The 26,422-nt window shown below is 63.0% G+C and carries 31 protein-coding genes; 26 read left to right on the top strand and 5 right to left on the bottom strand.

The window, feature by feature from the left end; translation table 11 throughout:
* The first annotated feature begins 125 nt into the window (after positions 1 to 125).
* The 8 genes from AC3WOY_RS09235 to AC3WOY_RS09200 all read left to right on the top strand — a co-directional run bounded on the left by AC3WOY_RS09235 (position 126) and on the right by AC3WOY_RS09200 (position 7,309).
* Positions 126 to 284 (top strand): hypothetical protein, encoded by a 159-nt coding sequence (locus AC3WOY_RS09235; RefSeq protein WP_492422965.1) that lies wholly within the window; start codon positions 126 to 128, stop codon positions 282 to 284.
* A 15-nt stretch (positions 285 to 299) separates the two neighbouring features.
* On the top strand, positions 300 to 1,589 hold the full coding sequence (locus tag AC3WOY_RS09230) for a high affinity choline transporter 1 (RefSeq protein ID WP_492422963.1): 1,290 nt from the start codon (positions 300 to 302) through the stop codon (positions 1,587 to 1,589).
* A 160-nt stretch (positions 1,590 to 1,749) separates the two neighbouring features.
* Complete coding sequence (locus tag AC3WOY_RS09225) at positions 1,750 to 2,043, top strand: FmdB family zinc ribbon protein (protein WP_492422961.1); 294 nt, start codon at positions 1,750 to 1,752, stop codon at positions 2,041 to 2,043.
* Between the two features lie 35 nt (positions 2,044 to 2,078).
* The gene (locus AC3WOY_RS09220; protein WP_492422959.1) at positions 2,079 to 2,714 is read left to right on the top strand and encodes a DUF502 domain-containing protein; all 636 of its coding nucleotides are present in this window, start codon (positions 2,079 to 2,081) and stop codon (positions 2,712 to 2,714) included.
* Between the two features lie 85 nt (positions 2,715 to 2,799).
* Positions 2,800 to 4,605, top strand: a complete 1,806-nt coding sequence (gene aspS / locus AC3WOY_RS09215; RefSeq protein WP_492422957.1) for an aspartate--tRNA ligase — start codon at positions 2,800 to 2,802, stop codon at positions 4,603 to 4,605.
* 106 nt (positions 4,606 to 4,711) lie between these two features.
* Positions 4,712 to 5,200 carry a dihydroneopterin triphosphate diphosphatase gene (gene nudB, locus AC3WOY_RS09210; protein ID WP_492422955.1) on the top strand — a complete coding sequence of 163 codons (489 nt, stop codon included), beginning with the start codon at positions 4,712 to 4,714 and terminating at the stop codon, positions 5,198 to 5,200.
* A 90-nt stretch (positions 5,201 to 5,290) separates the two neighbouring features.
* Complete coding sequence (locus AC3WOY_RS09205) at positions 5,291 to 6,103, top strand: endonuclease/exonuclease/phosphatase family protein (RefSeq protein ID WP_492422953.1); 813 nt, start codon at positions 5,291 to 5,293, stop codon at positions 6,101 to 6,103.
* A gap of 39 nt (positions 6,104 to 6,142) precedes the next feature.
* Positions 6,143 to 7,309, top strand: coding sequence for a phospholipase D-like domain-containing protein (locus AC3WOY_RS09200; RefSeq protein ID WP_492422951.1), 1,167 nt, complete (start codon positions 6,143 to 6,145; stop codon positions 7,307 to 7,309).
* Here AC3WOY_RS09200 and pdxR read toward each other — a convergent pair whose 3' ends face one another.
* Complete coding sequence (pdxR, locus tag AC3WOY_RS09195; RefSeq protein WP_492422949.1) at positions 7,310 to 8,782, bottom strand: MocR-like pyridoxine biosynthesis transcription factor PdxR; 1,473 nt, start codon at positions 8,780 to 8,782, stop codon at positions 7,310 to 7,312. It abuts the gene before it with no gap.
* A gap of 103 nt (positions 8,783 to 8,885) precedes the next feature.
* Between pdxR and AC3WOY_RS09190 the strand changes: the two genes are divergently transcribed.
* The 4 genes from AC3WOY_RS09190 to AC3WOY_RS09175 are packed head-to-tail and all read left to right on the top strand — an operon-like array spanning position 8,886 to position 10,711.
* Positions 8,886 to 9,281, top strand: a complete 396-nt coding sequence (locus AC3WOY_RS09190; protein WP_492422947.1) for a rhodanese-like domain-containing protein — start codon at positions 8,886 to 8,888, stop codon at positions 9,279 to 9,281.
* Positions 9,271 to 9,762 carry a GNAT family N-acetyltransferase gene (locus AC3WOY_RS09185; protein ID WP_492422945.1) on the top strand — a complete coding sequence of 164 codons (492 nt, stop codon included), beginning with the start codon at positions 9,271 to 9,273 and terminating at the stop codon, positions 9,760 to 9,762. The genes AC3WOY_RS09190 and AC3WOY_RS09185 overlap by 11 nt, the downstream gene beginning before the upstream one ends.
* Positions 9,763 to 9,819: 57 nt before the next feature.
* On the top strand, positions 9,820 to 10,125 hold the full coding sequence (locus tag AC3WOY_RS09180; protein ID WP_492422943.1) for a hypothetical protein: 306 nt from the start codon (positions 9,820 to 9,822) through the stop codon (positions 10,123 to 10,125).
* 4 nt (positions 10,126 to 10,129) lie between these two features.
* Positions 10,130 to 10,711 carry a hypothetical protein gene (locus tag AC3WOY_RS09175; protein WP_492422941.1) on the top strand — a complete coding sequence of 194 codons (582 nt, stop codon included), beginning with the start codon at positions 10,130 to 10,132 and terminating at the stop codon, positions 10,709 to 10,711.
* Between the two features lie 86 nt (positions 10,712 to 10,797).
* On the opposite strand, the gene gcvA is transcribed toward AC3WOY_RS09175, so the two are convergent.
* Entirely contained in the window at positions 10,798 to 11,715 is a 918-nt protein-coding gene (gene gcvA, locus AC3WOY_RS09170; RefSeq protein WP_492422939.1) for a transcriptional regulator GcvA, read from the bottom strand.
* 102 nt (positions 11,716 to 11,817) lie between these two features.
* Between gcvA and AC3WOY_RS09165 the strand changes: the two genes are divergently transcribed.
* The 6 genes from AC3WOY_RS09165 to AC3WOY_RS09140 all read left to right on the top strand — a co-directional run bounded on the left by AC3WOY_RS09165 (position 11,818) and on the right by AC3WOY_RS09140 (position 16,421).
* Positions 11,818 to 12,714, top strand: coding sequence for a DMT family transporter (locus AC3WOY_RS09165; protein WP_492422937.1), 897 nt, complete (start codon positions 11,818 to 11,820; stop codon positions 12,712 to 12,714).
* A gap of 52 nt (positions 12,715 to 12,766) precedes the next feature.
* Positions 12,767 to 12,994 (top strand): hypothetical protein, encoded by a 228-nt coding sequence (locus AC3WOY_RS09160; RefSeq protein ID WP_492422935.1) that lies wholly within the window; start codon positions 12,767 to 12,769, stop codon positions 12,992 to 12,994.
* Positions 12,995 to 13,039: 45 nt separating this feature from the next.
* Positions 13,040 to 13,783, top strand: coding sequence for an SIR2 family NAD-dependent protein deacylase (locus tag AC3WOY_RS09155; RefSeq protein WP_492422933.1), 744 nt, complete (start codon positions 13,040 to 13,042; stop codon positions 13,781 to 13,783).
* Between the two features lie 40 nt (positions 13,784 to 13,823).
* Positions 13,824 to 14,231, top strand: a complete 408-nt coding sequence (locus tag AC3WOY_RS09150; protein ID WP_492422931.1) for a YybH family protein — start codon at positions 13,824 to 13,826, stop codon at positions 14,229 to 14,231.
* Between the two features lie 203 nt (positions 14,232 to 14,434).
* Entirely contained in the window at positions 14,435 to 15,607 is a 1,173-nt protein-coding gene (locus tag AC3WOY_RS09145) for a hypothetical protein (RefSeq protein WP_492422929.1), read from the top strand.
* A gap of 34 nt (positions 15,608 to 15,641) precedes the next feature.
* Positions 15,642 to 16,421 carry a ferritin-like domain-containing protein gene (locus AC3WOY_RS09140; protein ID WP_492422927.1) on the top strand — a complete coding sequence of 260 codons (780 nt, stop codon included), beginning with the start codon at positions 15,642 to 15,644 and terminating at the stop codon, positions 16,419 to 16,421.
* A gap of 4 nt (positions 16,422 to 16,425) precedes the next feature.
* Here the strand turns inward: AC3WOY_RS09140 and AC3WOY_RS09135 are convergent, their stop codons facing one another.
* On the bottom strand, positions 16,426 to 17,310 hold the full coding sequence (locus AC3WOY_RS09135) for a LysR family transcriptional regulator (RefSeq protein ID WP_492422925.1): 885 nt from the start codon (positions 17,308 to 17,310) through the stop codon (positions 16,426 to 16,428).
* A 98-nt stretch (positions 17,311 to 17,408) separates the two neighbouring features.
* Here AC3WOY_RS09135 and AC3WOY_RS09130 point away from each other — a divergent pair, with 98 nt between their 5' ends.
* From AC3WOY_RS09130 to AC3WOY_RS09115, 4 genes are all read left to right on the top strand, one after another.
* Entirely contained in the window at positions 17,409 to 18,383 is a 975-nt protein-coding gene (locus AC3WOY_RS09130) for a DMT family transporter (RefSeq protein ID WP_492422923.1), read from the top strand.
* A gap of 7 nt (positions 18,384 to 18,390) precedes the next feature.
* Positions 18,391 to 19,140, top strand: a complete 750-nt coding sequence (locus AC3WOY_RS09125; protein ID WP_492422921.1) for a sulfite exporter TauE/SafE family protein — start codon at positions 18,391 to 18,393, stop codon at positions 19,138 to 19,140.
* A 111-nt stretch (positions 19,141 to 19,251) separates the two neighbouring features.
* Positions 19,252 to 20,046 carry a helix-turn-helix transcriptional regulator gene (locus tag AC3WOY_RS09120; protein ID WP_492422919.1) on the top strand — a complete coding sequence of 265 codons (795 nt, stop codon included), beginning with the start codon at positions 19,252 to 19,254 and terminating at the stop codon, positions 20,044 to 20,046.
* A gap of 94 nt (positions 20,047 to 20,140) precedes the next feature.
* Positions 20,141 to 21,838 (top strand): methyl-accepting chemotaxis protein, encoded by a 1,698-nt coding sequence (locus AC3WOY_RS09115; RefSeq protein ID WP_492422917.1) that lies wholly within the window; start codon positions 20,141 to 20,143, stop codon positions 21,836 to 21,838.
* Between the two features lie 22 nt (positions 21,839 to 21,860).
* Here AC3WOY_RS09115 and AC3WOY_RS09110 read toward each other — a convergent pair whose 3' ends face one another.
* Both AC3WOY_RS09110 and AC3WOY_RS09105 read right to left on the bottom strand, forming a co-directional pair.
* A complete protein-coding gene (locus AC3WOY_RS09110) occupies positions 21,861 to 22,592 on the bottom strand; it encodes an anti-sigma factor (protein ID WP_492422915.1) in 732 nt (243 codons plus the stop codon).
* A complete protein-coding gene (locus AC3WOY_RS09105; RefSeq protein ID WP_492422913.1) occupies positions 22,589 to 23,170 on the bottom strand; it encodes a sigma-70 family RNA polymerase sigma factor in 582 nt (193 codons plus the stop codon). Before AC3WOY_RS09105 ends, AC3WOY_RS09110 begins: the two co-directional genes overlap by 4 nt.
* A 32-nt stretch (positions 23,171 to 23,202) precedes the next feature.
* On the opposite strand from AC3WOY_RS09105, the gene AC3WOY_RS09100 reads away from it, so the two are divergent.
* From AC3WOY_RS09100 to AC3WOY_RS09085, 4 genes are all read left to right on the top strand, one after another.
* Positions 23,203 to 23,325 carry a hypothetical protein gene (locus AC3WOY_RS09100; RefSeq protein ID WP_492422911.1) on the top strand — a complete coding sequence of 41 codons (123 nt, stop codon included), beginning with the start codon at positions 23,203 to 23,205 and terminating at the stop codon, positions 23,323 to 23,325.
* Complete coding sequence (locus AC3WOY_RS09095) at positions 23,322 to 23,696, top strand: RNA-binding S4 domain-containing protein (protein ID WP_492422909.1); 375 nt, start codon at positions 23,322 to 23,324, stop codon at positions 23,694 to 23,696. The genes AC3WOY_RS09100 and AC3WOY_RS09095 overlap by 4 nt, the downstream gene beginning before the upstream one ends.
* Positions 23,697 to 23,937: 241 nt before the next feature.
* A complete protein-coding gene (locus AC3WOY_RS09090; RefSeq protein ID WP_492429243.1) occupies positions 23,938 to 24,588 on the top strand; it encodes a TetR/AcrR family transcriptional regulator in 651 nt (216 codons plus the stop codon).
* A gap of 27 nt (positions 24,589 to 24,615) precedes the next feature.
* Entirely contained in the window at positions 24,616 to 26,406 is a 1,791-nt protein-coding gene (locus AC3WOY_RS09085) for an acyl-CoA dehydrogenase C-terminal domain-containing protein (protein ID WP_492422907.1), read from the top strand.
* The last annotated feature ends 16 nt before the right edge of the window (positions 26,407 to 26,422 follow it).

Here is a 26,422-nt window from a genome sequence, read left to right as displayed (position 1 = left end):
GATTTCTGCGGATATAATCGCGAAAAATTTGCCGGGAAGGTGTGCAAACGTGCACTAATTCAGTGCCTGCTGCGCCCCGGTTCATCCTCATTCAACAGGCCGTTTATCGTCCGGAGCAGACATACATGGACTACACACTGATTACCTTCGTCGTGCTGTACTTGCTGGGCACGCTCGCGCTGGGGGTATGGGCGGGCACGCGCATCAAGAGCACCAGCGACTTCGCCGTGGCCGGACGCAGCCTGCCCTTGATCATGGTGATCACGACGACCTTCGCCACCTAGTTCGGCGCCGAGACGGTGATGGGGATTCCTGCAAAGTTCGTGCAGGGCGGCCTGAACGCCATTGTCGAGGATCCCTTCGGTGCCGGCACCTGCCTGATCCTGGTGGGCATGTTCTTCGCGACCAAGCTGTACAAGCAGAACCTGCTGACCATCGGCGACTTTTACCGCAATCGCTACGGCAAGGGCATCGAAGTGTTCTGCTCGGTCGCCATCATCCTGAGCTACCTCGGCTGGGTGGCGGCGCAGATCACCGCGCTCGGCCTCGTGTTTTCGGTGCTGACCAACGGCGCGATGTCCGAGACCGCAGGCATGATCGTCGGCACGCTGGCCGTGCTGATCTATGTCGTCATCGGCGGTTTCCTCGCGGTCGCGTGGACGGATTTCATCCAGATGATCGTGCTGGTGGTCGGGTTGAGCATCATTGCGCTGTTCTCGGCGGATCTCGCGGGCGGTTCCGACAAGGTGTTCGCCGTGGCGGCGCAGGCCGACCTGTGGAAATTCTTCCCCGAGCCGACTTTCACCGAGATCGCATTCTTCATCGGCGCCGGCCTGACCATGATGCTCGGCAGCATTCCGCAACAGGACGTGTTCCAGCGCGTGATGTCGGCCAAGGATGCGCCCACCGCGCGCGCCGGGGCCATGATCGGCGGAGCGAGCTATATCCTGTTTGCCTTCGTGCCGATGTTCATCGTCACCAGTGCCGTAGTGGTGATGGGCGAGAGCGCGCTCACGATCGCCAAGGATGACTACCAGCGCCTGCTGCCGACCTTCATCATGACGAAGATGCCGCTGGTCATGCAGATCCTCTTCTTCGGCGCGCTCGTGTCCGCGATCAAGAGCACGTCGTCGGCCACGCTGCTGGCGCCCTCGACCAGCTTCGTGGAAAACATCCTGAAGAACCTGCGCCCGCACATGAGCGACCGCCAGCAACTGTTCGCGATGCGCTGCACGCTGGTCGTGTTCGCCGCGCTGGTGTTGTCCTACGCCATCGCAATGCAGGGCACGTCCATCTATGAGCTGGTGTCGACGGCTTACCAGGTGACGCTGGTCGGCGCCTTCGTGCCGCTGGTGATGGGGCTGTACTGGAAGCGCGCAACCACCCAGGGGGCGATCTTCTCGGTCGGTGCCGGTATCGCCACCTGGATCCTGTTCTTCCCCCAGATCACCATGCTGGGCGAACAATTCCCGGGTCAGCTCGCCGGGCTGATCGCAGGGTTTGCCGGCATGATTGCCGGTTCGCTGATGCCGCAAATCTTCAAGAACCGCCACGAGCCGCATCATTCCGCGCAAGGGGCGCACGGCTGATTGCCGGATTGTTGAACTGATTGCAACAATGAATGGCCGGCTCCCGGTATCGGGACCGGCCGTTTTGCTTTCCCGCCGCCGGCTTTCCTGCACTCACGCAAAATTGGCCTGAAAACCTTTATAATTCAGGGTTTTGGATGATTTTTGCGAGAGGTTTCCCATGCCGATTTATGCTTATCGCTGCGAGACATGCGGTTTCGCCAAGGATGTACTGCAAAAAATGTCCGACGCGCCGCTGACGGACTGCCCGTCCTGCGGGAAGAGCAGCTTCAAGAAGCAACTGACCGCGGCCGGTTTCCAGTTGAAGGGAACGGGCTGGTACGCAACCGATTTCCGCAACGGTGGTACCTCCGCGCCGGCGACCAAGACGGCCGCGGCGGAAAGCTGTCCTGCGGCTGAGGGTTGCGGCGCCGGCGGCTGTGCCGCCAATGCGGGCACGCCCTCCGCAGCGTAACGACGACCGAGCTCGCTCCCAGCCTGAAAAACACCATGCGCAAATATTTCATCACCGGCCTGTTGGTCCTGGTTCCCCTGGCGATTACCCTCTGGGTGCTGAACCTGATCATCGGCACACTGGATCAGTCGGTCCTGCTGTTGCCTGCACGCTGGCGGCCGGCGGTACTGATCGGCCTGGACATTCCCGGCATGGGGGCGCTCATCACCGTGCTGTTCGTATTCCTGGTCGGTCTGCTGACGCGCAACTTCATCGGCAACCAGATCGTGCTGTTGTGGGAAAAGGCGCTGACGCGCATCCCCATTGTCAGCTCGATCTACTCCAGCGTGAAACAGGTGTCGGATACGCTGTTCTCGTCCTCGGGCAATGCATTCCGCAAGGCGGTGCTGGTGCAGTATCCGCGCGAAGGTTCCTGGACCATCGCCTTCCTGACCGGCGTGCCCGGCGGCGACGTCAAGAACCATCTCGCGGGCGATTACATCAGCGTTTATGTGCCGACCACGCCGAACCCGACCTCGGGCTTCTTCCTGATGATGCCGCGCGCCGATGCCATCGAGCTCGACATGTCGGTCGATGAAGCCCTCAAGTACATCGTCTCCATGGGCGTTGTCGCGCCCGAGTATGTCGTCGCTGCTGCGAAGAACCTGAAGGCCGTTCCTCCTCCGATCTGACAACGGCCCTCATTCACCAGGACCCCGGCCTGGAGCAAATGCAGGCAACGGGGTTATCACAAAGAATCTGAAACTGGAATCCATCATGTCTATGCGAACTCACTATTGCGGCCTCACCACCGAGGCGCTTCTCGGTCAAACCGTCAGCCTGTGCGGCTGGGTGCACCGTCGCCGCGATCACGGCGGCGTGATCTTCATCGACCTGCGCGACCGCGAAGGACTGGTGCAGGTGGTGTGCGACCCGGACCGCGCCGACGTGTTCAAGACTGCGGAAGCCGTGCGCAATGAATTCTGCGTTCGCATCACGGGTGTCGTGCGCAACCGTCCGGAAGGCACCACCAACGCCAACCTGAAGTCGGGCAAGATCGAAGTGCTCGCGCACGAGTTCGAAGTGCTCAACGCCTCCGTCACGCCGCCGTTCCAGCTCGACGACGACAACCTGTCCGAGACCACCCGCCTGACGCACCGCGTGCTCGACCTGCGCCGTCCGCAGATGCAGAACAACCTGCGCCTGCGCTACAAGGTGACGATGGAAGTGCGCAAGTTCCTCGACGCCAACGGCTTCATCGACATCGAAACGCCGATGCTCACCAAGTCCACGCCGGAAGGCGCGCGCGATTACCTGGTGCCGTCGCGCGTCAATGCCGGCAACTTCTTCGCGCTGCCGCAGTCGCCGCAGCTGTTCAAGCAGTTGCTGATGGTCGCCAACTTCGACCGCTACTACCAGATCACCAAGTGCTTCCGCGACGAAGACCTGCGCGCCGACCGCCAGCCGGAATTCACGCAGATCGACTGCGAAACCTCGTTCATGAACGAGCAGGAAATCCGCGACATGTTCGAAGGCATGATCCGCGGCGTGTTCAAGAACGCGCTCGACATCGACCTGCCGAACCCGTTCCCGGTCATGCAGTATTCGGAAGCGATGAGCCTGTACGGTTCCGACAAGCCGGACATGCGCGTCAAGCTGCAGTTCACCGACCTGACCGCGGTGATGAAGGATGTCGACTTCAAGGTGTTCTCCGGCGCCGCCAACATGGAAGGCGGCCGCGTGGTCGGCCTGCGCGTTCCGGGCGGCGGCGCGATGCCGCGTTCCGAGATCGACGCCTACACCCAGTTTGTCGCCATCTACGGCGCCAAGGGCCTGGCCTACATCAAGGTCAACGAGAAGGCGAAGGGCCGCGACGGCCTGCAATCGCCGATCGTCAAGAACATTCATGACGCGGCCCTGGCGGCGATCGTCGAGCAGACCGGCGCGCAGGACGGCGACCTGATCTTCTTCGGCGCCGACAAGGCGAAGGTCGTCAACGATGCGATCGGCGCGCTGCGCGTGAAGATCGGCCACAGCGATTTCGGCAAGAAGAACGGCCTGTTCGACGACACCTGGAAGCCGCTGTGGGTGATCGACTTCCCGATGTTCGAGTACGACGAGGAAGGCCAGCGTTACGTCGCTGCCCACCATCCGTTTACCGCACCGAAAGACGGTCACGAAGACTTCCTGGAAACCAATCCGGGCAAGGCGATCGCAAAGGCCTACGACATGGTGCTCAACGGCTGGGAACTGGGCGGCGGCTCGGTCCGTATCCACCGTGCCGACGTGCAGAGCAAGGTGTTCCGTGCGCTGAAGATCGGTGCGGAAGAGGCGCAGCTGAAGTTCGGCTTCCTGCTGGACGCGCTGCAATACGGCGCGCCTCCGCACGGCGGCCTGGCCTTCGGCCTCGACCGTATCGTCACCATGATGACCGGCGCCGAGTCGATCCGCGACGTGATCGCTTTCCCGAAGACGCAGCGCGCGCAGTGCCTGCTGACGCAAGCGCCGTCCGAAGTCGACGAGAAGCAGTTGCGCGAACTGCACATCCGCCTGCGCAACGTGGAGCCGGCAGTCAAGGCCTGAAGCGTTTGCGAATGAACAGGGAAGGGCGCGGTTTTCCGCGCCCTTTTTTGTTTGACCCGGGGCATTCGGCTATCATGTCCGTGCACTCCGCATTGCAGCCGGCCCCATGAACAAACCCTACAAGATTCCCGAATCGGTCCTGGTCGTCATCCACACCGCGGACCTGGATGTCCTGCTGATCGAACGCGCCGACAAGCCGGACTACTGGCAATCCGTCACCGGCTCCAAGGACGCCCCCGATGAGCCGTTCGCCGTCACCGCTGTGCGCGAGGTGTTCGAGGAAACCGGCATCGTCGTATCGGACGACCTCGATAGAATCGAGCGCGCCGTCCCGATGCGAAACCTGACGGACTGGCACCTGTCGAACATCTATGAAATCTATCCCGTCTGGCGGCATCGCTACGCGCCCGGCGTGACAAAGAATACCGAACATGTCTTCGGCTTGCTGGTCCCGCGCGATATCCCGATCACGCTTGCGCCGCGCGAGCATGTCGATTACGCATGGCTGCCTTTCCACGAGGCTGCGGACAGATGTTTTTCGCCGTCCAACGCGGAAGCAGTCCTGCAACTCCCGAAATATCTGCAATCGTCCTGAAACTTATCCTGCGACAATCTCCTCAGAGACAATGTTCTCCACATGACATAGCGCCTTTCGCATCTGTTGCGCAGCGTCTAGAATGAATTCATGAAACTTCGCATCGCGACGTATAACATCCATAAAGGCGTCAGCTCCCTGCGCAGCATGCCGCGCATCCACGCACTGAAACAGGCACTTGCCTCGATGGAGGCGGATATCCTGTTCCTGCAGGAAGTGCAGGGGCGGCATGACAAGTATGCAATGAAGCATGCGGCGCTCTGGCCCGAACAGGCGCAGCATCATTTCCTCGCCGGCGATTCGCACCAGGCGGTGTACGGGATGAACGCGGTGTACGACCACGGCCACCATGGGAATGCACTGCTCAGCCGCTACCCCGTTCTTTCGTCCAGCAACCGCGATGTGTCCGATCATGCGTACGAATCGCGCGGCATCCTGCATTGTATTGTGCAAGCGCCGGCCTGCGACCTGCATTGCTACGTGATCCACCTCGGGCTTTTTGCGCGCAGCCGCAAGCGCCAGACCGAGGCGCTGATCGAGGCGGTCAGCACGTCATCTCCGCCGGATGCGCCACTGATCATCGCAGGCGACTTCAACGACTGGACCAACCAGTTGAGCGACAGCCTGCGCAACGAACTGGGCGTGACCGAAGTGTTTGACGAAAACCTGCCGTCGCGTGGATTTGGTTCCTATTTGCGCACCCTGGGCGGGCGCGGGCCGAAGATGAAACCGGCGCGCACCTTCCCGGCGGCCTTGCCCTGGCTGCGGCTCGACCGGATCTACGTTCGCGGCTTCCAGATCGAGAATGCGCAGGTCCTGCACGGCCCGATGTGGGCCAGGCTGTCCGACCACGCGCCAATCGTGGCCTCGCTGGACATGAAAGCGCATGCGCTTGCAATGTAGAATTGGCAGCTTCACCTTCGTCGGAGTGTGCTCCCGGTTATGCGTCCGGTAACGTTTACCGCCCACAATCACGTCACGCTTCTTCATTGCGGCGCCGAATTCTTTCCGGCGCTGATTGCCGCCATCGATGCGGCACGCTTCGAGGTCTATCTCGAAACCTACATCTTCACGCTCGACCTGACCGGCGAGGCGGTCAAGGATGCGCTTGTCCGCGCAGCCGCGCGCGGGGTCATGGTCAATGTCATCACCGACTGGCTGGGCACGGGGCACCGGCAATCGGTGCTCCTCAATGAGGCATTGGCCGAAGGGCATGTCAATCATCGGGTGTTCAATTCCTGGTTCAGGCGCGGCCTGGCGCGCAGCCACCGCAAGATCTGCGTAGTGGACCGCCAGGTGGCCTTCCTTGGCGGACTCAACATCAACCACGACTACATCTCCGACGACGGCTTCAACGAGCCGCTGCCGGCGCCGCGCTGGGACCTTGCCGTGCGCATCCGGGGGCCGCTCGTGTCGTCGATTTACCAGGACGTGCAGGCGCAATGGATGATGCTCAAAGGGTTGAGCCTGCGCCATCGCTGGGAACTGTTCCGTGAACGCCGCCGGACCGGTCACACCCTCGGCGAAGGGCCCGCCATGGCGGCCTTCGTGGTGCGCGACAACCTGCGCAACCGGCGCACCATCCAGAAGACCTATCTCAAGGCGCTCGGCAATGCGCGAAGGACGGCGATGCTGGCCAATCCGTATTTCGCTCCCGGCCGCAAGCTGCGCGACGGGTTGGCTGCCGCGGCGGCGCGCGGCGTGCAGGTGACGCTGTTGATCGGCGTCGGGCAATTCCGCATCCAGGATGCGGTGGCGCATTCGTTCTACCCCAAGCTGCTGAAAAGCGGCGTGCGTATCGTGGAGTACCGCAAGACGCAGTTGCACGGCAAGGTGGCGGTGATCGACGATGAATGGTCCACGGTCGGCTCCAGCAACTGGGACGGCCTGAGCCTGCTGATCAACCACGAGGCGAATGTCGTGGTGAAGGATGCCGCGTTCGCGCGCGCGCTGCGCAAGACGATCGAGGATGCGGTCGCCGAAGGCGTGGTCGTGCGGATGGAAGACTACGTGAACATCCCCTGGTACGAGCGTGCGTGGTATGGAGCCGCTTCGATGCTCTACAAGGGCATCCTGCGCATCGTCACCCTGGGCCGGTATACCGAATAGCTACAGGATTCTCGCGAGGGAGCGGATGCCATCGCGTATTGCCGAGGGCGCCAGCGCACTGTAGCCCATCACGAAGCCGTTCCGCTTGTCCGAGCCAAGGTAAAGCCGCGACAGGCGGGGCAGGTCGATGCCGGCATCCGCAGCCACCCCCGCGAGGCGCTGGTCCGAGAGCCGCTGGTCGGCCAGCAGACAGGCTGTCTGCATCCCGCCCTGTGCGGCAAGGGGCTGCAGCCGGTCGCGCAGGTGCCGGCCGGTTTCCTCCATGAAGATGTCGCGCCGCGCGCGGTACAGCTCGCGCATGCGGCGCACATGCGCCATGAAATGCCCGTCCTGCATGAAATCCGCCAGCACGGCCTGCATCAGCGGCGAAGCGTGGCCGTCGACCTGGCTGCGCGCTGTTACGAAGGCGGGCGCCATCTGCCGCGGCACGACCAGGTAAGCGAGGCGAAGGCCGGGGAAGAGCACCTTGGAAAACGTGCCCACATACAGCACGCGTTCGTGCTGGTCCAGGCCGTGGATGGCGGACACCGGGCGGCTGTCGTAGTGGAACTCGCTGTCGTAGTCGTCCTCCACGATCCACGCGCTCGACTGCCGCGCCCATTCAATCAGCTGCAGCCTGCGCGGCAGGCTGAGGGTGACCCCGAGCGGGTACTGGTGCGATGGCGTGACGTAGGCGAGCCGCGCGCGCGGCTGCAGGCGCAGACCGTCGTCCACGCACAGTCCTTCAGCATCGACCGGCACCGGGACGATGCTTGCGCCGGCGCCGGAAAAGGCGGTCTGCGCCCCGCGATAGCCGGGTTCTTCCAGCCACACCGGATCACCCTCATCCAGCATCATCATCGCGATCAGGCCGAGCGCCTGCTGCGAACTCGTCAGCACGATCACCTGCGAGGCATCGCAGTTCACGCCGCGCGACAAGGAGAGATACTGCGTGATCGCCTCGCGCAAGGCCGGAAGACCCTGCTGGTCGCCGTACATCATCCACTGCGGCGCGTCGTGCCGGGCATGGCGTGCAAGCAGCTTTTGCCATGTCTCGGCGGGGAAGGATTCCAGTGCCGGCATGCCGGCGGAGAAGGCGCGGACCACGCGCGCATCGACGCAACCACCCATGCCGGCAATTTGCGCACCCCGCTTGGACAGGGCAGGTGAAGCAGGGCCGTTCGGGCGCGTTTTTCTTGCGTGCCGGCTGGTCGCCGCGTCGGCGCTGACATAACTGCCGCTGCCTACGCCGCGCGTCAGGTAACCCTCGTCTTCGAGCTGGGCATAGGCGGCCTCCGCTGTGCTGCGCGAGATCGACAGGTCCGCGGCGAGCGTGCGCGTGGACGGCAGGCGATCGCCGGCCTTGAGCGTGGAATCGAGAATCGCAGAGCGGATGGCCCGATACACGCGGGTCGAAAGCGTCCCGGGCAGCACGCCGTCGCGTTCCAGCAGGGTCAGCAGGGCGCCGGTGACGGTACGGGTCGATGTGTTCATGAATGGTCTGGTCAACATGCAGGAAATGGTCTGCTTCGGCAAACCATTTAACGATACCATTCTTCTTGTCTGTTTGATCACTTCGAATGAAAAGGAAGCCAAGATGCAAGCGCAACTCCAGCACTACCTCGACAAGCTCGCGTACGAAACCGATCCCTCGGACCTGAAGGCGGCACTGGCGTCCAACGAGAACGTCGTTGTGATCGACGCCCGCGCGGCACACGCGTATGCGATCGAACATATTCCCGGTTCGATCAATGTCCCGCACCGTACCATGAGCGAGGAAACGACCAGGCATATCGACCGCAACGCACTCATCGTCACCTACTGCGACGGCATCGGCTGCAATGCCTCCACCAAGGGGGCGCTGAACATGACGAAGCTGGGTTTCAAGGTCAAGGAGCTGATGGGCGGACTCGACTGGTGGAAGCGCGACGGCTATCCGACGGCCGGGGAGAAGGGCAGCCAGGGCAACAGCGAGATTCTGTGTGGATGCTGACGCAGTCATTCGCAGGGCGCGACCGGAAGACGTGGAAGCACTCGCCGCACTGTGCATCGAACACGCCGCTTTCGAGGGCGTGACGCTTGAGCGCGGGCCGGATGCGGCGGCCTTGCGCATGGCATTGTTCGGAGCCCCTGCGCCGTTGACCTGCTGGGTGGCAGAGATCGCGGGCGAGATTGCCGGCTATGCCACCGCCACGCGCGAATTTACCACCTGGCAGGCGGGCTATTACTTGCACATGGATTGCCTCTACCTCCGATCGTGCGCGAGGAACCGCGGACTGGGGGAAAGATTGGCGCGCATGTTGGCTGCGGAAGCAGTGCGCCTGGGCTGCAGCGGCATGCAATGGCAGACGCCTGCAAGCAATCTGCGCGCGGCGGGCTTCTATCGGCGCATCGGTGCCCAATCGAAAGACAAGCTGCGGTTTTACCTGTCCGCGGATGCAATGCGCAAGCTGGCGTTCAACGTGGACGATTAGGCAGGCTGCGCCGGCGCGAGAATGCTATCCTCATGCGCGTTATCGATTTGATATCGCATGTCCTGCCACGCCATGCTCGCCCTGATCAAGAAAATGAAGTTCCGTCTCGCCGTGACCGTAGCCGCCGCGGCTTCCCTGCTTGGATGCGCAAGCGCGCCGACACGACCGCCGTCCATCGCACGGGGCGACTACGACGCCGCGAAGGAATATGTCACCCGGCTGATCCAGCACCGGATGAAGGCGCACTCGCTGGCCGCTCTCAGCATCGTCCTCGTGGACGACCAGGAAGTGATCTGGGCCGAAGGTTTCGGCCATGCTGACAAGGAAAGAAATATCCGGGCCACGGCGGTCGCTTTCGGATGAGGAGTTGGGATCCTATCCGGGACATTATGAAACCATCGCCGGCACTGCAAAGGTCACGCGCAGCGGCGACAGCCTGAACGCTGAACTGTTCGGCAAACGCTTTGACCTCATTGCGCGAGGCGAAGGGCAGCTCGGCCTGCGCTACAGGCTGCTCGGCATGCTGCCGGTTTCGCTTGGAGCACTGTCGGAAGTCGGCCTGTCGCGCTCCCGCATCGATGGGCGCGACGTCCTGTACGCCACGACCGGATCGCAGAACATGCTGGTGGGCGAGCGGGTCGCGCCCGCGCCGATTCCCGCGGTGTGGAAGGCGCGCTTTGGGGACTACGAAGTTGTGAACGGCGACGGCGACTTCACGCTGCCGGAACGTGTTCGCCTATTCGAACGGGATGGATTCCTGGTGCTCGAAGCGGAGGTTCCGAAGCTCAGCCCGATCCCGCTCACGCTCCTCGCCAACACAGTCGACGCTACCGAGCTGCTTATCCTCGGCATCGGCCGCGGCAAGGGAGAAACGATGCGTGTGGTGCAGGTCGATGGTGCGGAAGGCCTTGCCTTTTCGGGATATCTCATGCGAAAGAAGGCCCGCTGAAAGCGGACGTATGATGTGACTTTCCTTCCACGCCCGAAGGCGAAGGATGCGCGTACAAGAACCAGCGCGGTTATCCGCGCGCCTGATCACTGCGCGGGCGAAGACGCAAGGGCTTCGCTCTTGATCCAGTCGCAGAATGCCTTCACCGCCGGGCGTGCCTCGGCGTCGGGCAGGCGCAGCAAGTGGAAACGGTAGGGGCCGAGCACGTGCTGCGGGAGCAGCCTGACGAGCCGGCCGCTGCGCAGGTCTTCCTCGATGAAAGGTTCCGCCGCGATCGCCACACCCTGGCCGTTGGCCGCCGCTTCCAGCGTAAGGTAGGTATGCGAAAAGCTGGGGCGTGCCGGGCTGCTGTAATGCACGCCGAACGCTGCCAGCCACCGCGACCAGCTGATTTCTTCGGGGATGCGGATCTCCGCTTCATCGTGCAGCAGTGGGTAGCGCAGCAGGTCGGCGGGCTCGCGCAGGTCTTGTGCGGCTGCCTTGAAGCCCGGACTGCACACTGCGGAAAACCATTCCTCCAGCAGCACGTCCGCCTTCAGGCCGGGATACGGGCCCGTGCCCATGCGGATCGCCACGTCCACGCCTTCCCGTGCAAAATCCGCCGGATGCAGCGATGCCAGCACGCGCATGTCGATTTCCGGATGCTGCTCCTGCAAGCGGCCGAGGCGCGGCATCAGCCAGCGCGCGACGAGCGAGGGGACGGAAGTGACGGTGACCACGCGTTCGTCACCACGGTGTTTGACCGCTTCCGATGCCTCCGCCAGGCCATTCAGCAAGGGGCGCAATGCCTCGGCGTACTGCCGGCCCGCGGGCGTCAGCACGACACCGCGCGCCAGGCGCTGGAAGAGGGTGACGCCGAGCCAGTTCTCCAGCTGCTTGACCTGGTGCGCGATGGCACCGGCCGAGACGTGCAGCTCTTCGCCCGCGCTCTGGAAGCCGCCATGGCGGGCGGCGGCCTCGAAGGCGCGGACGGCGGGCAGCGGGGGCAGGCGATACGGCGTCATGGCTCAATATTATTGGGGCTATCCGCCAAGAATATTGATTTGTGGCCCTGAGGGCAAGGAAATACACTGCTTTTACCCTCAATCCATTTTGCTCTCGCCATCATGACGATCTCCCGCCGCGCCGCCATTGTCCTTGTCCTGCTGTCCGCCCTTGGCTTCGGCAGCATGGCGCTCTTCGCGAAAGTGGCCTACGCGTCCGGCCTCTCGCCGAGCATGCTGCTGACGCTGCGCTTCGTGCTGGCGGTGGCGATGCTGGCACCGGTGGTCTGGTGGAAGGGACTGCGCCTGCCGCGCGGGCGGACGCTTGCCGGCTTTGGGCTGATGGGGGCGCTGTACACCGCGCAGTCGCAAAGCTATTTCACTGCGCTCATGCATGCGAGCAGTGGACTGGTCGGCCTGCTCCTGTATGTGTATCCGGTGCTGGTCACGCTGCTGGCGGTGGCATTCGGCTGGGAAAGGCTGGACCGCCGCACCTTTGCCCTGCTGGCGCTGGCTATCGCGGGAATGGTTGTGATGCTGGGCGGCGACCTGCAGGGCACGCCGCTGGGCATTACGCTCGGCCTGCTTGCGGCGGCCATTTATGCGGTGTACATCACGATCGGCGGCCGGCTGACGCAGGGTACCGATCCGCTATCGGCGACACTGGTCGTGATGGCCGCCGCCGCCATCGGCAATGGTGCCTTCGCGCTTGCCGGCGGCGCCGCGATGCCGGCCGATACGACGACCTGGCTGGCGATCCTCGCCATTGCATTCGCATCGCTGGTGGCGGTTGCCTGCTTCCTCGTCGGCCTCAAGCACATCGGCGGATCGCAGGCATCCATCATCTCCACGCTCGAACCGGTGATTACGCTTTGCCTCGGCATCGCGCTGCTCGGCGAATCGGCCAGCGCCGGACAGCTGATCGGCGGAGCCATGGTGCTCGCCGCGGTCATCCTGCTGGCAACGAAGCCGAGGCAGGACGCTATCGCGGATCAAGGCTGCGCCCAGCCCGCTTCCTGAGTGAGCGCTTCCGTGGCAAGATGACCGCTCTTTACGCTTGCCAGGGAATCGAATGAACACAATCACCATGGTCGTGGGCGCCGCCGCGTTCTCGTTCGGCCTCTACAACGTCATCATGCGCCGCACCGGCCCGCAGAAACTGTCCCGGCTGCAGGCAATGAAAGACCTGTTCGGCGAAAAGACCGGCGACACCGTGCACCTGTTGGCCTATGCGGTGACGCCGCTGGTCGCGGGCGCAGTCTTCCTGTTCGCCGGCAGCCGCGGCGTTTCGCTTTTCTGACCGGCGTCTATACTGAAAGATTGTTCCCCGCCGCATCGAGCCGACATGGACTTCGATCCTGAACTGCTGGATATCCTGCGCAACGCCCGTCACGTCGCGGCGTTTACGGGAGCTGGCGTATCGGCCGAAAGCGGCATTCCGACCTTCCGCGACGCCCTGACAGGGCTGTGGGCGAAGTATCGTGCGGAAGACCTGGCAACGCCGGAAGCCTTCCGCCGCGATCCCGTCACCGTCTGGAACTGGTACGCGTGGCGGCGCGACCTGATACGCGAGGTCAGGCCGAACCCCGGCCATCTCACCATCGCGGCGATGGAGCGGCTGCTCCCGCGGGTCACGGTGATCACGCAAAACGTGGACGGCCTGCATATCCAGGCCGGCAGTACCGAAGTCATCGAATTGCACGGCAATATCTGGCGCAACCTGTGCGCGGATTGCGGCACACCCGTTCCCGAACCTGAACTGAGCGCGGACACCCCGCCAGCCTGCCCCCGTTGCAAGGGCAAGGTCCGTCCCGGCGTCGTCTGGTTCGGCGAGGCATTGCCGACACAAGCCTGGACGCGCGCGGCGGAGGTGCTGGAAACGGCGGATGTGTTTTTCTGCATCGGCACCTCCAGCCTGGTCGAACCGGCGGCCAGCTTGCCGCGTTATGCGCGATCATGCGGCCGTACTGTGATTCAGATCAACCCGGAAGTCACCAGTCATGATGAGATTGCGCAGTACGTCTTGCGCGGCAAGGCGGGAGAGATCCTGCCCGCGCTGCTGAAGGCAGCATGGCCGCAGGTCGGTTGAGCCGGCCGCGTCAACATTCGCTCCAGAGAAGGATACTTCCATGCAAAACGATGAACAGGTGATCCGCATGCTGGTCCACGAATGGCAAACCGCGTCCGCCGAAGGCAACCTGCAACGGCTGGCCGAACTGATGGCGGAAGACGTCATCTTCCTCATGCCCGGGCAGGCTCCCATGCGCGGCCGGCAAGCTTACATGGATGCATTCCGGGAAGGCATGAAACATTACCGTATCGAATCGCAAGGCGAGATCAAGGAGTTGCAGATCGCGAACGATCTCGCCTATTGCTGGACACAGTTGACCGTCACGGTGACACCGCACCGTGAAGGATTGCCGATGCGGCGCTCGGGCAATGCGCTCTCCATCCTGCGCAAGAGTCCGGAATCGGGCTGGGTGATCGTGCGCGACGCCAACATGCTCACGCCCGAACCTGTTTTCGTTCCTGCATAACGCCCCTCCGGAACCTTCCTCCTTCCTTCACGCACTGCGGGCGCCGCAGCCTGTAAGGCTTACCTCGCCGATGTAAGAAAGTGCGCGGCACCTCCGTTGCGGATGGCTCCGCATGCCGCCATGGACCGGCACGGTATTTGCGACATCAGCCCATTCGCGCGCCCTGCGGCGATTCCCCAAACAGGCATGAAAGGAGTAGCGCAATGTCCCTCAATCTATTCAGTGCGAAAGGCTGTCCACTCGAGCAGCAACGCTTTACCTGGCGCGACATGGTCGGCAAGCCGATCAGCAAGCTCGACGACGATGCCTTCACGCGTGTACGCATCATCCTCATGAACGGCATCGAACTGGAGGCGTTGCGCTTCCAGCACATGGCCGCGCGCATGAGCCGCGACCTGCGGCTGAAGCTGGCGCAGATCCGCCGCACCGAGCAGCACCAGGCGACGATGGTGAACTGGCTGATCGGTCCCGACCATTCGCCGCTGGAAACCACGATTGCCTACGAGCAGGTCGCCATCGAGGTGACCGCAGCCGTTGCGCAGCGCGAGCCCGACGCCTATTTCGCGCAGGCATATCGCTTCGGCCTGCTGGAAGACTTCGACCACCTGTACCGCTACTCGGCGATGCTCGACCGCCTCGAAGGCAAGGATGCGAACAACATCCTGCAGAGCTACACCGACATCCTGCCCGGCCGTCCGACCGTGGATGAGCACCGGCATCCGCAGGACGACGTGCGCGAATCCTACGATCGCAAGACCGCGGCGCCGCTGACCAAGCTGCATGCGCTGATGATCACCGCGGCGGAGTTCCAGACGCACGACTATTACATGAACATCGGCCCGCAGTTCGCCGATCCGGTGGCGCGGCAGCTGTATGCGGAGATCGCCTCCATCGAGGAGCAGCACGTCACGCAATACGGTTCGCTGATCAGCCCGGACGAAACACTGCTGGAGCAGTGGCTGATGCACGAGGCGGTGGAGGTCTACAACTATTACAGCTGCGTGCAGCAGGAAACCAACCCGCGCATCAAGGCGATCTGGGAACGTTTCCTCGATTACGAGCTGGGCCACTTCCATGCCGTTTCCGAACTGTTCAAGCAATACGAGAAGCGCGATCCCGCCGAGCTGTTCCCGACCGACCTGCCGGAACCCGTGCAGTTCGCCAGCCAGCGCGACTTCGTGCGGCAGGTGCTGGCGCAGGAAGTTGACCTGCGCGCGAACGGTACGCAGTTCGTGAACAAGTCGCAGGAAAGCCAGGCTTCGATCGCCTATCGCACGCATATCAACTCCGACGGTTCGCCGAGCGAATCCGTGGCCGGCGGCTATGTATGGAACCCCGGCACCGAGCTCAACCGCAAAGTGGCGGTCGCGGTGTAGCGCGACACAATCGAAACGAAAGCAAGGAGCAGCAATGAAAGAGCAGACCCCCATGGGCATGAACCGCACCGGCATGCAGATGTCGCCGTTCGATGCCGGCGCGATGACGGGTACGCCCGCATCGATGACGCCCGCCACGCCGGGCGATGACAGCGCGCTGGCGGAAATCCGCAGCGCCTATATCGCCGAGTCCGATCCGATCGGCTCGGTCCCGGTGCCGGGAACGGTAAAGGGCGCGCTGACCACCGGCGTGTCGATGCTGACCGGCGACCAGCCGCAACTGTTGCTGGACAAGCTGGGCGAACGCCTCGCCTTCGAGCGCACCGGCACGCGGCTGTACGACGCGCTGATCACCAAGTTCGAGACCATCCAGGACCAGTCGGCCAGCATGACGCTGGCCGACCTGCAGAAGATCCGGCAGGACGAAGCGCGGCACTTCGCCATCGTGGCCGACGCCATCGAGACGCTGGGCGGCGACCCGACCTCGCAGACGCCGTGCGCCGACCTGGTGGGCGTGGAATCGATGGGCTTGATGCAGGTGGTGACGGATCCGCGCACCACGATCGCGCAATCGTTGCACGCCATCCTCGTCGCCGAGATGACCGACAACGTCGGCTGGGAACTGCTGATCGCGCTGGCGGAAGACCAGAACCAGAACTCGCTGATCACCGACTTCTCCGTCGCACTGGATGAAGAGCGGGCACACCTGCAGCAGGTGCAGGCCTGGTTCCAGGAAGCGACGATAGGCGAGGTAATCTCGAGTGGCGCGATCGTCGACGACATTGGCGATGCGAATCCCTCGCAGCTTCACTGAGCGTTTACGTCCCGGTCAGGTAGGCGACCAGCTGGCGGCCTTGCGCCGATAAGCTTTCGAGGGAGCGCACGCAAAGCCGCAGCTCGCGCGTCGCCCAGCCGTCGTCGAGCGTCACGATTGCCACGGGCAGTGTCCCGCTGTGGCGCTGCGCCGCCGCCTCCGGCAGCACGGTCACGCCCACGTCCTGCGCCACCAGTTGGGCGATGGCGAAGAAACTCGGTGCGCGCACGCGCACCGTGAGCGGCTTGCCGAGCAGGGTGGCCATCTCTTCCACGAAGCGTTGCATCGCCCGTTCCGCTGGCATGCCGACAAACGGAAAGCCCAGTGCGTCGCGGAACAGGCAGTGTCCGCGCGCAGCCAGCCCGTGTCCGTCCGGCACGAGCAGGACGAGCCGGTCATGCCGGAAGGGCAGGGACACGACGCCTTGCATCGGGATGTTCCCGTCCAGGACGCCGATGTCGATGTCGCTCGCCTGCACCGCCTGCAGGATGTCCTGGCTCGGGCGCTCCTCCACGTGCAGGTCGACTTCCGGGAAATCGTTGAGGAAGGGGCCGAGTGCCGGGGGCAGAAACGTGCTGTTGGCGACGGTATTGGCCGCCAGCCTGACGCTCACCCGCTGCCTTCCGGCAAGGCCATCCAGCGCCTGTGTCAACTGCTGCGCCTCTGCGATGACGCGCCGCGCATGGTCGAGCGCGATGCGGCCGGCGGACGTCGGCGCCATGCCATCGGCGTGGCGCTCGAACAGCCGCATGCCCAGCCGCTGCTCCAGCAGGCGCAGGCGGTTGCTGGCCGCCGACAATGCGATCGGGAATTCCGCCGCCGCGCGGCTCAGGCTGCCGAATTCGGCAATCGCAACGATAAGGCGCAGATCGGTCAGGTCGAAGTGCAAGGTTTCTCCGTTTGCGAAGGATGGGTACATGAAATAAGCATTTTAGCCACTTTGGCTTCGCTGCAGAATAAGGAACGCTTTTCAATCCAGGCCGCGCCATGACCCGCACTCTTTCCCTGCATTTCACCCGCTGGCTGCATGACGGCCGGCTCTACGCCGTGCTCGCCGCGGCCGGGTTCTCGATGAAAGCCGTCTTCGTCAAGCTCGCCTACGCGGCGGCGCCGGTGGATGCGCTGACCCTGTTGGCCATGCGCATGGGCTTCGCGCTGCCGCTGTTCGCCTGGCTGATCCTGCGCACGGGCGGCGAGGGCGCGCCACGCTTGGGCGCGGGCGATGCCCTTCGCATCCTGATGCTGGGCTGCGTCGGTTACTACTTGTCCAGCCTGTTCGATTTCTACGGCCTGACCTATATCACCGCCGGCCTGGAACGCATGATCCTCTATCTCTACCCGACACTGGTGCTGCTCCTGCAGGCGTGGCTGATGCGCCAGCCGCCGGGCAAGCGGGCGTGGCAGGCGATGGCGATCTGCTATGCCGGACTGGCGATCGCCTTCGCCCACGACTTCGGCCAGCGCGGAAACGGTGCCGACGTGGTGGTGGGGGCGGCATGGGTGTTTGCCAGCGCCGTGACCTACGCGTTTTACTACCACGGCACCGGCAGCATGGTCAGCCGCATCGGCTCCACGCGTCTCGCCGGATTGGCCGGCAGCGCGTCTTCGGTGTTGGTCCTTGGGCACTTCTTCCTGTTCGGACAACCGCAATCGCTGGCAACGCTGCCGGCTGCCGTCTGGGGCCATGCGCTGATGATGGCCGTGTTTTCGACGGTATTGCCGGTGTGGTGGCTTTCGCTGGCCATCCAGCGGCTGGGCGCCGGACAGGCGGCTGCCATCGGCACGCTGGGGCCGGTCATGACGGTATTTGCCGCCTGGCTGCTGCTCGACGAATCGATGTCGCTGCTGCAATTGGCAGGACTGGCGCTCGTCATGTTCGGCGTGATGCGCCTGAAGGCAAAGCCCGCCGCCCCGACGGCATCGCCGGCGGCCGCTGCGCAACCGGGCGTCGTACAGAGGTAGCGCGGCAATGGGCGAAACAGGCCTTGCGCTGGCGGTGACTGCCGCATTGACGTTCCTGCTCGCGGGTTTCGTGAAAGGCGTCATCGGGCTTGGCCTGCCCACCGTCGCCATCGGCCTGCTCGGCCTGTTCATGTCGCCGGCCGAGGCGGCGGCACTGCTGATCGTGCCTTCGCTGGTCACCAACATCTGGCAGCTCGCCGCCGGGCCCGCCTTCCTTCCCCTTGTCCGGCGCTTGTGGCCGATGCTTCTTTGTTTCTGTATTGGAACCTGGGCCGGCGCGGGCGGTCTGAACCATGGTTCGACGTCGTATGCGGGAACGCTGCTGGGCGTGGCACTGATTGCCTATGCGCTGCTGGGCTTGAGCGCGAAGCAGTTTTCCGTTCCGCCCTCGGCCGAGCGCTGGTGCTCGCCTGTGGTCGGTCTCGCAACCGGCCTCGTCGCGGTCACCACGGGTGTGTTCGTGGTGCCGGCGGTGCCTTACCTGCAGGCGCTGGGGCTGAACAAGGACGATCTGGTGCAGGCGCTGGGGCTGTCGTTCACGGTATCCACCGTCGCGCTCGGCAGCGTGCTTCTTGCCGGCGGTTTCTTCAAGCCGGGCGTTGCCGCTTCCTCGCTGTTTGCGCTCGCTCCCGCCATTGCCGGCATGCTGGCGGGGCAGTGGGTGCGGTCGCGGGTGCGGGCCGGGCAGTTCCGTGTCTGTTTCTTCGCCGGACTGCTGCTGCTCGGTGCGCACCTCGCGTTGCGCCACGCCTTTTAGCAGCCTGTCTTCTTCCTTTGACAAGGACGCGACGCGCGCACGCAACACCGCGCAAAAAATAGATGATTCCATTCATTGTCGCTCGGCAACTTATCCTCAACACTCCTCGGCATGATTTACGCGCAGTATTCCCTCGACGATATTGAAAAGCACGCACTGCTGAACGCGGCGGAAAGCGGTGTCAATGTCGTCACGATTCCCGATTTCAAGGACTGGATTTCCGGCCCCGTCAAAGCCTACTTCCCGCACCAGAGCATGATCGCCGCCATCGGCCAGCTCTTCGGCGAGGAAATCCGCATCCGCCACCTTCTCGGCGTCAATTGCCCGCAAGCCTGCATCGATCGTTTTGACAAAATTACCAGTTGCCGGGAGCGGCGCATCGTGAAGCGGTGGCTGTCGCAGTATCGTGCGCAGATCATCAACGCCGCCGACATGCACGAACAATTGTCGCCCCAGGAACACGAGAACGCGGCGACCGCGGGCGTCAACAATCTTGCCGCCTTCGGATGCCTGGACGGCGGCGGGCAGGGAGGGACGTACTTCAGCTTCGGCGGCATTCCGGGCCGGCTGACGGGCAGACATGCATTCAAACTCGAAATGCTCATGCCTTACCTGCACATGACCTTCACCCGTGTCTTTCACCGGGCCGGCGAGTCAAGGCGTTCGGCAAGCCTGACGCGGCGCGAACAGGAAATCCTCGCCCTGATGTCGACCGGCATGTCCAACCGCGCCATCGCGGAAAAATTGTCGCGCAGCGAACTGACCGTGCAGAACCATGTGCACGCGATCTTCAAGAAACTCGGCGTGCGTAACCGCGTCGCTGCCGTTGCCAGTTACCGCTCGGTGCTCTCGCTCCCGGCGGAACCACACCTCCCAGAGGCGCCGCGCTCACCCGGCATTGCATGAAGCAGGGTGAAGCGAGACAGATTTCAACAATAAAAAGCGTCCATCGATCGATGTCGATCCGACAGGCGCGTATTGCAATTCTCGGGGAAAGAAAATGCTGAAGAACCTATCCATCAAATCCCGGCTGGTCTTCGTGATCGGTCTCTTGTCCGTGCAACTGATCATCGGCGGCATCCTCGGCATCTCGAGTCTCGGCTCTGCCAACGGTTCGATGAAGTCGCTGTATGACGACCGTCTCGTCGCCCTGGGCCAGCTCGACCAGGTGGTTCGCCTGCTCGACCGCAACCAGCTTGCCGTCGCCAAGGCCGTGTCCGGAAAGGTCGACCAGATCGGTCAGCACGTCGCCGAGGTGGAGTCCAACATCGAGAAGGTTGGCAAGATGTGGGACGCGTACATGAACACCAGGCTGACGCCGGAGGAAAAGAATCTGGCCGACCGTTTTGCGGAAAGCCGGAAAAAGTTTGTCGCGGACGGACTCCAGCCAGCCGTTGCCGCGCTGCGCGCGCAGGATACCGGCCGCGCCACGGAGTTGCTGAATGGTCCGATGAACGAGCATTTCCAGCCAGTGCGCAAGGATATCGACAGTCTGATCCAACTGCAGCTCGACGTGAGCAAGCAGGAGTATGAAGCCTCTCGGGCGTCCTATATCTTCGTGCGGAACCTGTCGATTGCCGGCATCATCCTCGGCGTCCTCACGGGGGCCATCGTTGGCGCCTGGCTGATCCGTTCGATTTCGCGCCCGCTTGAAAAGGCGATCGACGTTGCCGGCAGCATCGCCGCGGGCGACCTGACCCAGCGCATCGACGTGGAATCGCGCGACGAGACCGGCCGCCTCATGTTCGCCCTGAAGAACATGAACGGCAGCCTCGAAAAGATCGTCGCCGAAGTCCGCAACAGCACCGAGACGATTGCCACGGCTTCGGGCCAGATCGCGGCCGGCAACATGGACCTGTCTTCGCGCACCGAGCAGCAGGCCAGCTCGCTCGAGGAAACGGCATCGTCGATGGAAGAGCTCACTTCCACCGTCAGGCAGAATGCCGACAATGCGCGCCAGGCCAACCAGCTTGCCGCTTCCGCTTCGGAAGTCGCAGGACGCGGCGGCCAGGTGGTCGCGCAGGTGGTCGATACGATGAGCGCCATCAATGATTCGTCGCACAAGATCGTCGACATCATCGGCGTCATTGACGGTATCGCCTTCCAGACCAACATCCTTGCCTTGAACGCGGCGGTGGAAGCGGCCCGTGCCGGCGAGCAGGGGCGCGGTTTTGCAGTCGTCGCGGCGGAAGTCCGCACCCTCGCCCAGCGTTCGGCTGCGGCGGCAAGGGAGATCAAGGCACTGATCGACGATTCCGTCGAAAAGGTGCATACCGGCGCCGAATTGGTGAACCGTGCCGGCGCAACCATGGAAGAGATCGTCCAGAGCGTCAAGCGCGTGACCGACATCATGGCCGAGATCGCTGCGGCAAGTCACGAGCAGACGGCGGGCATCGAGCAGATCAATCTGGCGATTACCCAGATGGACCAGGTGACGCAGCAGAATGCCTCCCTGGTCGAAGAGGCGGCCGCCGCTTCGGAATCGATGCAGGAGCAGGCGGGCAACCTGGCGCAGATGGTGGGTGTGTTCCGGCTATCGGGCACGCACCGCGTTGCGGTCGTCCAGCCGCCGACCTCGGTTCGCACTCCGGCACAGGTAAAACGGAAAGCGCCGCGGGTACCTGGGGCAACGGTTCCGGCCGAAAGGCGCGTACCGAAAGTGCGGGCTGTGGCCGGCGGCGAGTGGGAAGAGTTCTAGGAAGGAAGGCGCCAGCGGTCGTTCAGATTTTCACCCATGCGCCCTTGTAAAGTACCGGACCGGTGGGCGCATTGGGATTCGGCGAGCCGCCTTTCGGTTCCAGGCTGATTGCCAGCACCGGCGTATTTTCCGGCGTGGCGTTTTCCGGCAACGGCAAGGTGACCGTCCCGCCTGCGGCGACCAGGCCGAGGGAGCGCGGCGCGCCTTCTTTCGGGATCGCCCACAATTCCAGGCTCTTGTCGGCCGCCACGGCCGGCTGTCCGATCACTCTCACCGTCAGCTGGCGCCGCCGTGCGTCGCCGGTAATCACCATCGTCGTTTGTGCCTTGTCGTCGGCAAGCGTCGCCACATAGTTCGCTGCCGGTGCGCCCGATTCAGGCAATCTTGCAAGCAGTACCGTGACCAGTACCGCGGCGGCAGCGGTGGAAACCATGCCGAGGCCGCGCCAGAACGCGAGGTCTTCGCGCAGGCCCCGCCAGAATGCGCGCCGCCCGGCCGGCTGCGCAGGCACGGCAAGGTCCAGCTGCTTTTCGATCGCCAGCCATACCTGCGGCGACGGTTCCGCCGCGGGAGCGAATTCCACCATCGGATGCAGCCTGTCCTGCCACTCGGCGACGGCACGGCGCAAGGCCGCATCCTCTTTCAGCCATCCCTCGAAACGCCGCCGCGCACTGCCGCGCAGGGCGCCGAGCACGTATTCGGAAGCGAGTTTTTCGCGCAGGACGTCGTTGTGCCGGAGCTGCCGGAGGTTCATGTGCCCTCCAGCTTCGACAGGCACAGACGCAATTTCTCCAGCCCGCGCCGTATCCAGGTCTTGACCGTGCCCATCGGCAGTTTCATCTGCTCGGCCACTTCGCTATGCGACAGGTCATGGTAGAAGGCCAGCGCGATCGCCTGCCGGTGCAAACCCTCCAGCCGCGACATGCAGCGCGCCAGCGCCTTCGCGTCGCCGCTCATCTGCAGCGCCTCGATCGGCGTGGGGCTGGTGCTTTCCAGGGCGTCCATGACTTCCTTGTCGAAGGTGTTGGCATCGATTTCCACGGTGTTGTCCTGCCGCCGCAGCATGTCGAACGCCTTGTTGCGCACGATGGTGGTCATCCACGTCATCGGTGCAGCGAGGCTGGACTGGTAACCGGAAGCGTTGTTCCAGATATTGACGAAACTTTCCTGCAGCACTTCTTCGGCCAGCTCCCGTTTGATCAGTATACGGAGCGCAAACGCAAACAGTTTCGCCGAAGTAGCGTCGTAAAGGGAACGGAAGGCGGCCGCATCCCTGCGCGCCGTCGCGGCGAGCAGGGACTTGAGGTGTGCAGTGTGCTGTTCGTCTGCCAAGGTGCAGTCCGTTTCGGAAGGAGGGTTACATTATGGACAAGTTTTTGGCGATCTTCTTGAAAAGGATTGAAAAACAACGGGATATATTGCAGCGCATGATAGAAAAAGCACGGTCAGACTATAAAATGGAGCTTGTTGCAGAAATTGACATATGAGTACTGACTCCGTCCGCATCGACAAGTGGCTGTGGGCCGCACGATTTTTCAAGACCCGTTCGATGGCGACCGATGCTGTGGATGGCGGAAAGGTGCGCCTGAACGGCGAGCGTATCAAGCCCGCGCGCGGCGTGAAGACAGGAGACCTGCTGGAAATCGACAATGGCTCGACCGAATGGGAAGTGCAGGTCGAGGGACTGTCGGACACGCGCGGATCGGCATCCGTCGCGCAGACACTCTATACGGAGACCGAACGCAGCATTGCGGAGCGGCAGAAGAAGGCAGAACAACGAAAGCTGTTCCGGGAACCAGGCGAAGCGATCAAGGGGCGACCAACCAAACGCGACAGGCGGCAAATCGACAAGCTCTAGAGCGCTCCATGCCCCGCTTCCACAGAGGGCACACACTCTCCAGCCCTTTCCACAAGGCGATGTTTCCCCGTGGGTTTGCAGGCGTCAGATGACTAGAATCGACCCTCTAAGTTCCTGTTTGACATTTATACTGCGGTAGATAATAGTACGAGCGTTCGCTTCAGTTCGACCGCGTTGTTTTTTGATTCTTTGATGGGGCATTACTGTGGCTACAAACATGACTGACTCGACACCAAAATTGATGCGTAAAGGCGAACTCACCCGCGCCGCGATCCTTGACGTGGCACTCGACCTTGCCAGCCGGGACGGGCTGGAAGGGCTCACCATCGGTCTGCTCGCAGACAAGATGAACATGAGCAAATCGGGGGTGTTTGCGCATTTCGGTTCACGCGAAGATTTGCAGATCGAAGTCGTCAAGCTGTACCACCACCACTTCGAACAGGAAGTGTTCTATCCCAGCATGAAAGAACCGCGTGGCTTGCCCCGCCTGCAAACGATGTTTGCCCGCTGGGTCAAGCGCGTGTCGGTTGAAATTGCGTCCGGCTGCATCTACATTAGCGGCGCGGTCGAGTATGACGACCGTCCCGGCGCCATCCGCGAAGAACTCGCCGGCATGGTCCGTGCATGGAAGAACGCCCTGCGCCGCTGCGTGGTACAGACCGTCGAGATGGGGCACCTGTCCGCCGAAACCGATCCGGACCAGCTCGTCTTCGAAATGTACGGCCTGATCCTTGCCCTGCACCATGACGCCCGTTTCCTGAAGTTGCCCGGCAGCGTGAACCGCGCCGAAGTCGGGTTCGAACGCTTGATCAAGAGTTACACGAATCCGCAGCAGGCTGACAAGCCGGCCGCAAAAACGAACCCCAAAACCGCTGTCAAAAAATCAGCCTAATCCGTTCTAGCCGTCAGGAGAAATAACATGGGTCAATACGTCGCTCCCTTGCGTGACATGCAGTTCGTCCTTCACGAACTGCTCAAGGTGGAAGATGAGTTCAAGCAATTGCCTGCGCACGCAGAGATTGACAAGGACATCATCAACCAGGTGCTGGAAGAGGGCGGCAAGTTCGCGTCCGAGGTACTGTTCCCGCTGAACCATTCCGGCGACCGCGAAGGCTGCGAACTGGACAAGGAAACCCACAAGGTCAAGACCCCGGCTGGCTTCGAAGCCGCCTACAAGCAGTACGTCGAGGCCGGCTGGCCCGCGCTGTCCTGCGACCCGGAATTCGGCGGCCAGGGCTTGCCGCTCGTGGTCAACAACTGCTTCTACGAGATGCTGAACTCGGCCAACCAGGCCTGGACCATGTACCCCGGCCTGTCGCACGGCGCCTACGAGTGCATCCACGAGCACGGCACCCCGGAGCAGAAGGCGCTGTACCTGCCCAAGCTGGTTTCCGGCGAATGGACCGGCACCATGTGCCTGACCGAACCGCATTGCGGCACCGACCTCGGCCTGCTGCGTTCCAAGGCTGAACCGCAAGCCGACGGCACCTACAAGATCAGCGGCGGCAAGATCTTCATCTCCGCCGGCGAACATGAAATGTCCCAGAACATCGTCCACCTGGTGCTGGCACGCCTGCCGGACGCACCGTCGGGCACCAAGGGCATCTCCCTGTTCATCGTGCCGAAGTTCCTCCCGAACGCGGACGGTTCGCTGGGCAAGCGCAACCCGATCTACTGCGGCGCCATCGAAGAAAAGATGGGCATCCACGGTAATTCGACCTGCCAGATGAACCTGGACGGTGCGATCGGCTGGCTGATCGGCGAGCCGAACAAGGGCCTGAACGCGATGTTCGTGATGATGAATGCCGCCCGCCTCGGCGTCGGCATGCAATCCCTCGGCCTGACCGAAGTCGCCTACCAGAACGCGCTGGTGTACGCCAAGGACCGCCTGCAGATGCGCAGCCTGTCCGGCCCGAAGGCGCCGGACAAGCCGGCTGACCCCATCATCGTGCATCCCGATGTGCGTCGCATGCTGTTGACGGGCAAGGCCTATGCCGAAGCCGGCCGCGCATTCTGCTCCTACGTCGCGCTGCAGATCGACAAGGAACTCAACCACCCGGACGAGCAGGTGCGCAAGGACGCCGCCGACGAAGTCGCGCTGCTGACCCCGATCATCAAGGCCTTCCTGACTGACAACGGCTGGATCGCCACCTCCGAGGCCATGCAAGTGTACGGCGGCCACGGCTTCATCTCCGAGTGGGGCATGGAGCAGTATGTGCGCGACGCCCGCATCAACATGATCTACGAAGGCACCAACACCATCCAGTCGCTCGATCTGCTGGGCCGCAAGATCCTGATGGACAACGGCGCCAAGCTGCGCAAGTTCGGCGACAAGGTGAAGGCCTTCGTCGAAGCCAACGGCACCGATGAAAAGATGTCCGAGTTCATCACCCCGCTGGGCGACATCGGCGACAAGGTCGGCAAGCTGACGATGGAAATCGGCATGAAGGCCTTCCAGAACCAGGACGAAGTCGGCGCCGCCGCCGTGCCGTACCTCCGTGTGGTCGGCCACATGGTCTTCGCCTACTTCTTCGCGCAAATGGCGAAGATCGCACTGGAGAAGGAAGCTTCCGGCGACAACTTCTACAAGGCAAAACTGGCAACGGCACGCTTCTACTTCGCGCGCCTGCTGCCCGAAACCGCCATGCTCATCCGTCAGGCACGCTCCGGCGCGTCCAACCTGATGGCGCTGGAAGCAGACCTGTTCTAAAGATTCACAGCAGATA

The organism is Noviherbaspirillum sp. FW303-A3 (assembly GCF_058788695.1).
The sequence above is the reverse complement of the archived record's forward strand: the minus strand, read 5'-3'. Positions and strand labels throughout refer to the sequence as shown.

What these genes read in the sequence shown, in the direction of transcription:
- AC3WOY_RS09150 (WP_492422931.1), top strand. Translation starts at nt 13,824, where the DNA reads ATGCAAAACGATGAACAGGTGATCCGCATGCTGGTCCACGAATGGCAA.
- AC3WOY_RS09110 (WP_492422915.1), bottom strand. Translation starts at nt 22,592, where the DNA reads ATGAACCTCCGGCAGCTCCGGCACAACGACGTCCTGCGCGAAAAACTC.
- AC3WOY_RS09090 (WP_492429243.1), top strand. Translation starts at nt 23,938, where the DNA reads ATGCGTAAAGGCGAACTCACCCGCGCCGCGATCCTTGACGTGGCACTC.
- AC3WOY_RS09095 (WP_492422909.1), top strand. Translation starts at nt 23,322, where the DNA reads ATGAGTACTGACTCCGTCCGCATCGACAAGTGGCTGTGGGCCGCACGA.
- nudB (WP_492422955.1), top strand. Translation starts at nt 4,712, where the DNA reads ATGAACAAACCCTACAAGATTCCCGAATCGGTCCTGGTCGTCATCCAC.
- AC3WOY_RS09200 (WP_492422951.1), top strand. Translation starts at nt 6,143, where the DNA reads ATGCGTCCGGTAACGTTTACCGCCCACAATCACGTCACGCTTCTTCAT.
- AC3WOY_RS09155 (WP_492422933.1), top strand. Translation starts at nt 13,040, where the DNA reads ATGGACTTCGATCCTGAACTGCTGGATATCCTGCGCAACGCCCGTCAC.
- gcvA (WP_492422939.1), bottom strand. Translation starts at nt 11,715, where the DNA reads ATGACGCCGTATCGCCTGCCCCCGCTGCCCGCCGTCCGCGCCTTCGAG.
- AC3WOY_RS09205 (WP_492422953.1), top strand. Translation starts at nt 5,291, where the DNA reads ATGAAACTTCGCATCGCGACGTATAACATCCATAAAGGCGTCAGCTCC.
- pdxR (WP_492422949.1), bottom strand. Translation starts at nt 8,782, where the DNA reads ATGAACACATCGACCCGTACCGTCACCGGCGCCCTGCTGACCCTGCTG.
- AC3WOY_RS09085 (WP_492422907.1), top strand. Translation starts at nt 24,616, where the DNA reads ATGGGTCAATACGTCGCTCCCTTGCGTGACATGCAGTTCGTCCTTCAC.
- AC3WOY_RS09160 (WP_492422935.1), top strand. Translation starts at nt 12,767, where the DNA reads ATGAACACAATCACCATGGTCGTGGGCGCCGCCGCGTTCTCGTTCGGC.
- AC3WOY_RS09140 (WP_492422927.1), top strand. Translation starts at nt 15,642, where the DNA reads ATGAAAGAGCAGACCCCCATGGGCATGAACCGCACCGGCATGCAGATG.
- AC3WOY_RS09180 (WP_492422943.1), top strand. Translation starts at nt 9,820, where the DNA reads ATGTCCTGCCACGCCATGCTCGCCCTGATCAAGAAAATGAAGTTCCGT.
- AC3WOY_RS09125 (WP_492422921.1), top strand. Translation starts at nt 18,391, where the DNA reads ATGGGCGAAACAGGCCTTGCGCTGGCGGTGACTGCCGCATTGACGTTC.
- AC3WOY_RS09165 (WP_492422937.1), top strand. Translation starts at nt 11,818, where the DNA reads ATGACGATCTCCCGCCGCGCCGCCATTGTCCTTGTCCTGCTGTCCGCC.
- AC3WOY_RS09145 (WP_492422929.1), top strand. Translation starts at nt 14,435, where the DNA reads ATGTCCCTCAATCTATTCAGTGCGAAAGGCTGTCCACTCGAGCAGCAA.
- AC3WOY_RS09220 (WP_492422959.1), top strand. Translation starts at nt 2,079, where the DNA reads ATGCGCAAATATTTCATCACCGGCCTGTTGGTCCTGGTTCCCCTGGCG.
- aspS (WP_492422957.1), top strand. Translation starts at nt 2,800, where the DNA reads ATGTCTATGCGAACTCACTATTGCGGCCTCACCACCGAGGCGCTTCTC.
- AC3WOY_RS09130 (WP_492422923.1), top strand. Translation starts at nt 17,409, where the DNA reads ATGACCCGCACTCTTTCCCTGCATTTCACCCGCTGGCTGCATGACGGC.
- AC3WOY_RS09120 (WP_492422919.1), top strand. Translation starts at nt 19,252, where the DNA reads ATGATTTACGCGCAGTATTCCCTCGACGATATTGAAAAGCACGCACTG.
- AC3WOY_RS09115 (WP_492422917.1), top strand. Translation starts at nt 20,141, where the DNA reads ATGCTGAAGAACCTATCCATCAAATCCCGGCTGGTCTTCGTGATCGGT.
- AC3WOY_RS09100 (WP_492422911.1), top strand. Translation starts at nt 23,203, where the DNA reads ATGGACAAGTTTTTGGCGATCTTCTTGAAAAGGATTGAAAAACAACGG.
- AC3WOY_RS09190 (WP_492422947.1), top strand. Translation starts at nt 8,886, where the DNA reads ATGCAAGCGCAACTCCAGCACTACCTCGACAAGCTCGCGTACGAAACC.
- AC3WOY_RS09225 (WP_492422961.1), top strand. Translation starts at nt 1,750, where the DNA reads ATGCCGATTTATGCTTATCGCTGCGAGACATGCGGTTTCGCCAAGGAT.
- AC3WOY_RS09235 (WP_492422965.1), top strand. Translation starts at nt 126, where the DNA reads ATGGACTACACACTGATTACCTTCGTCGTGCTGTACTTGCTGGGCACG.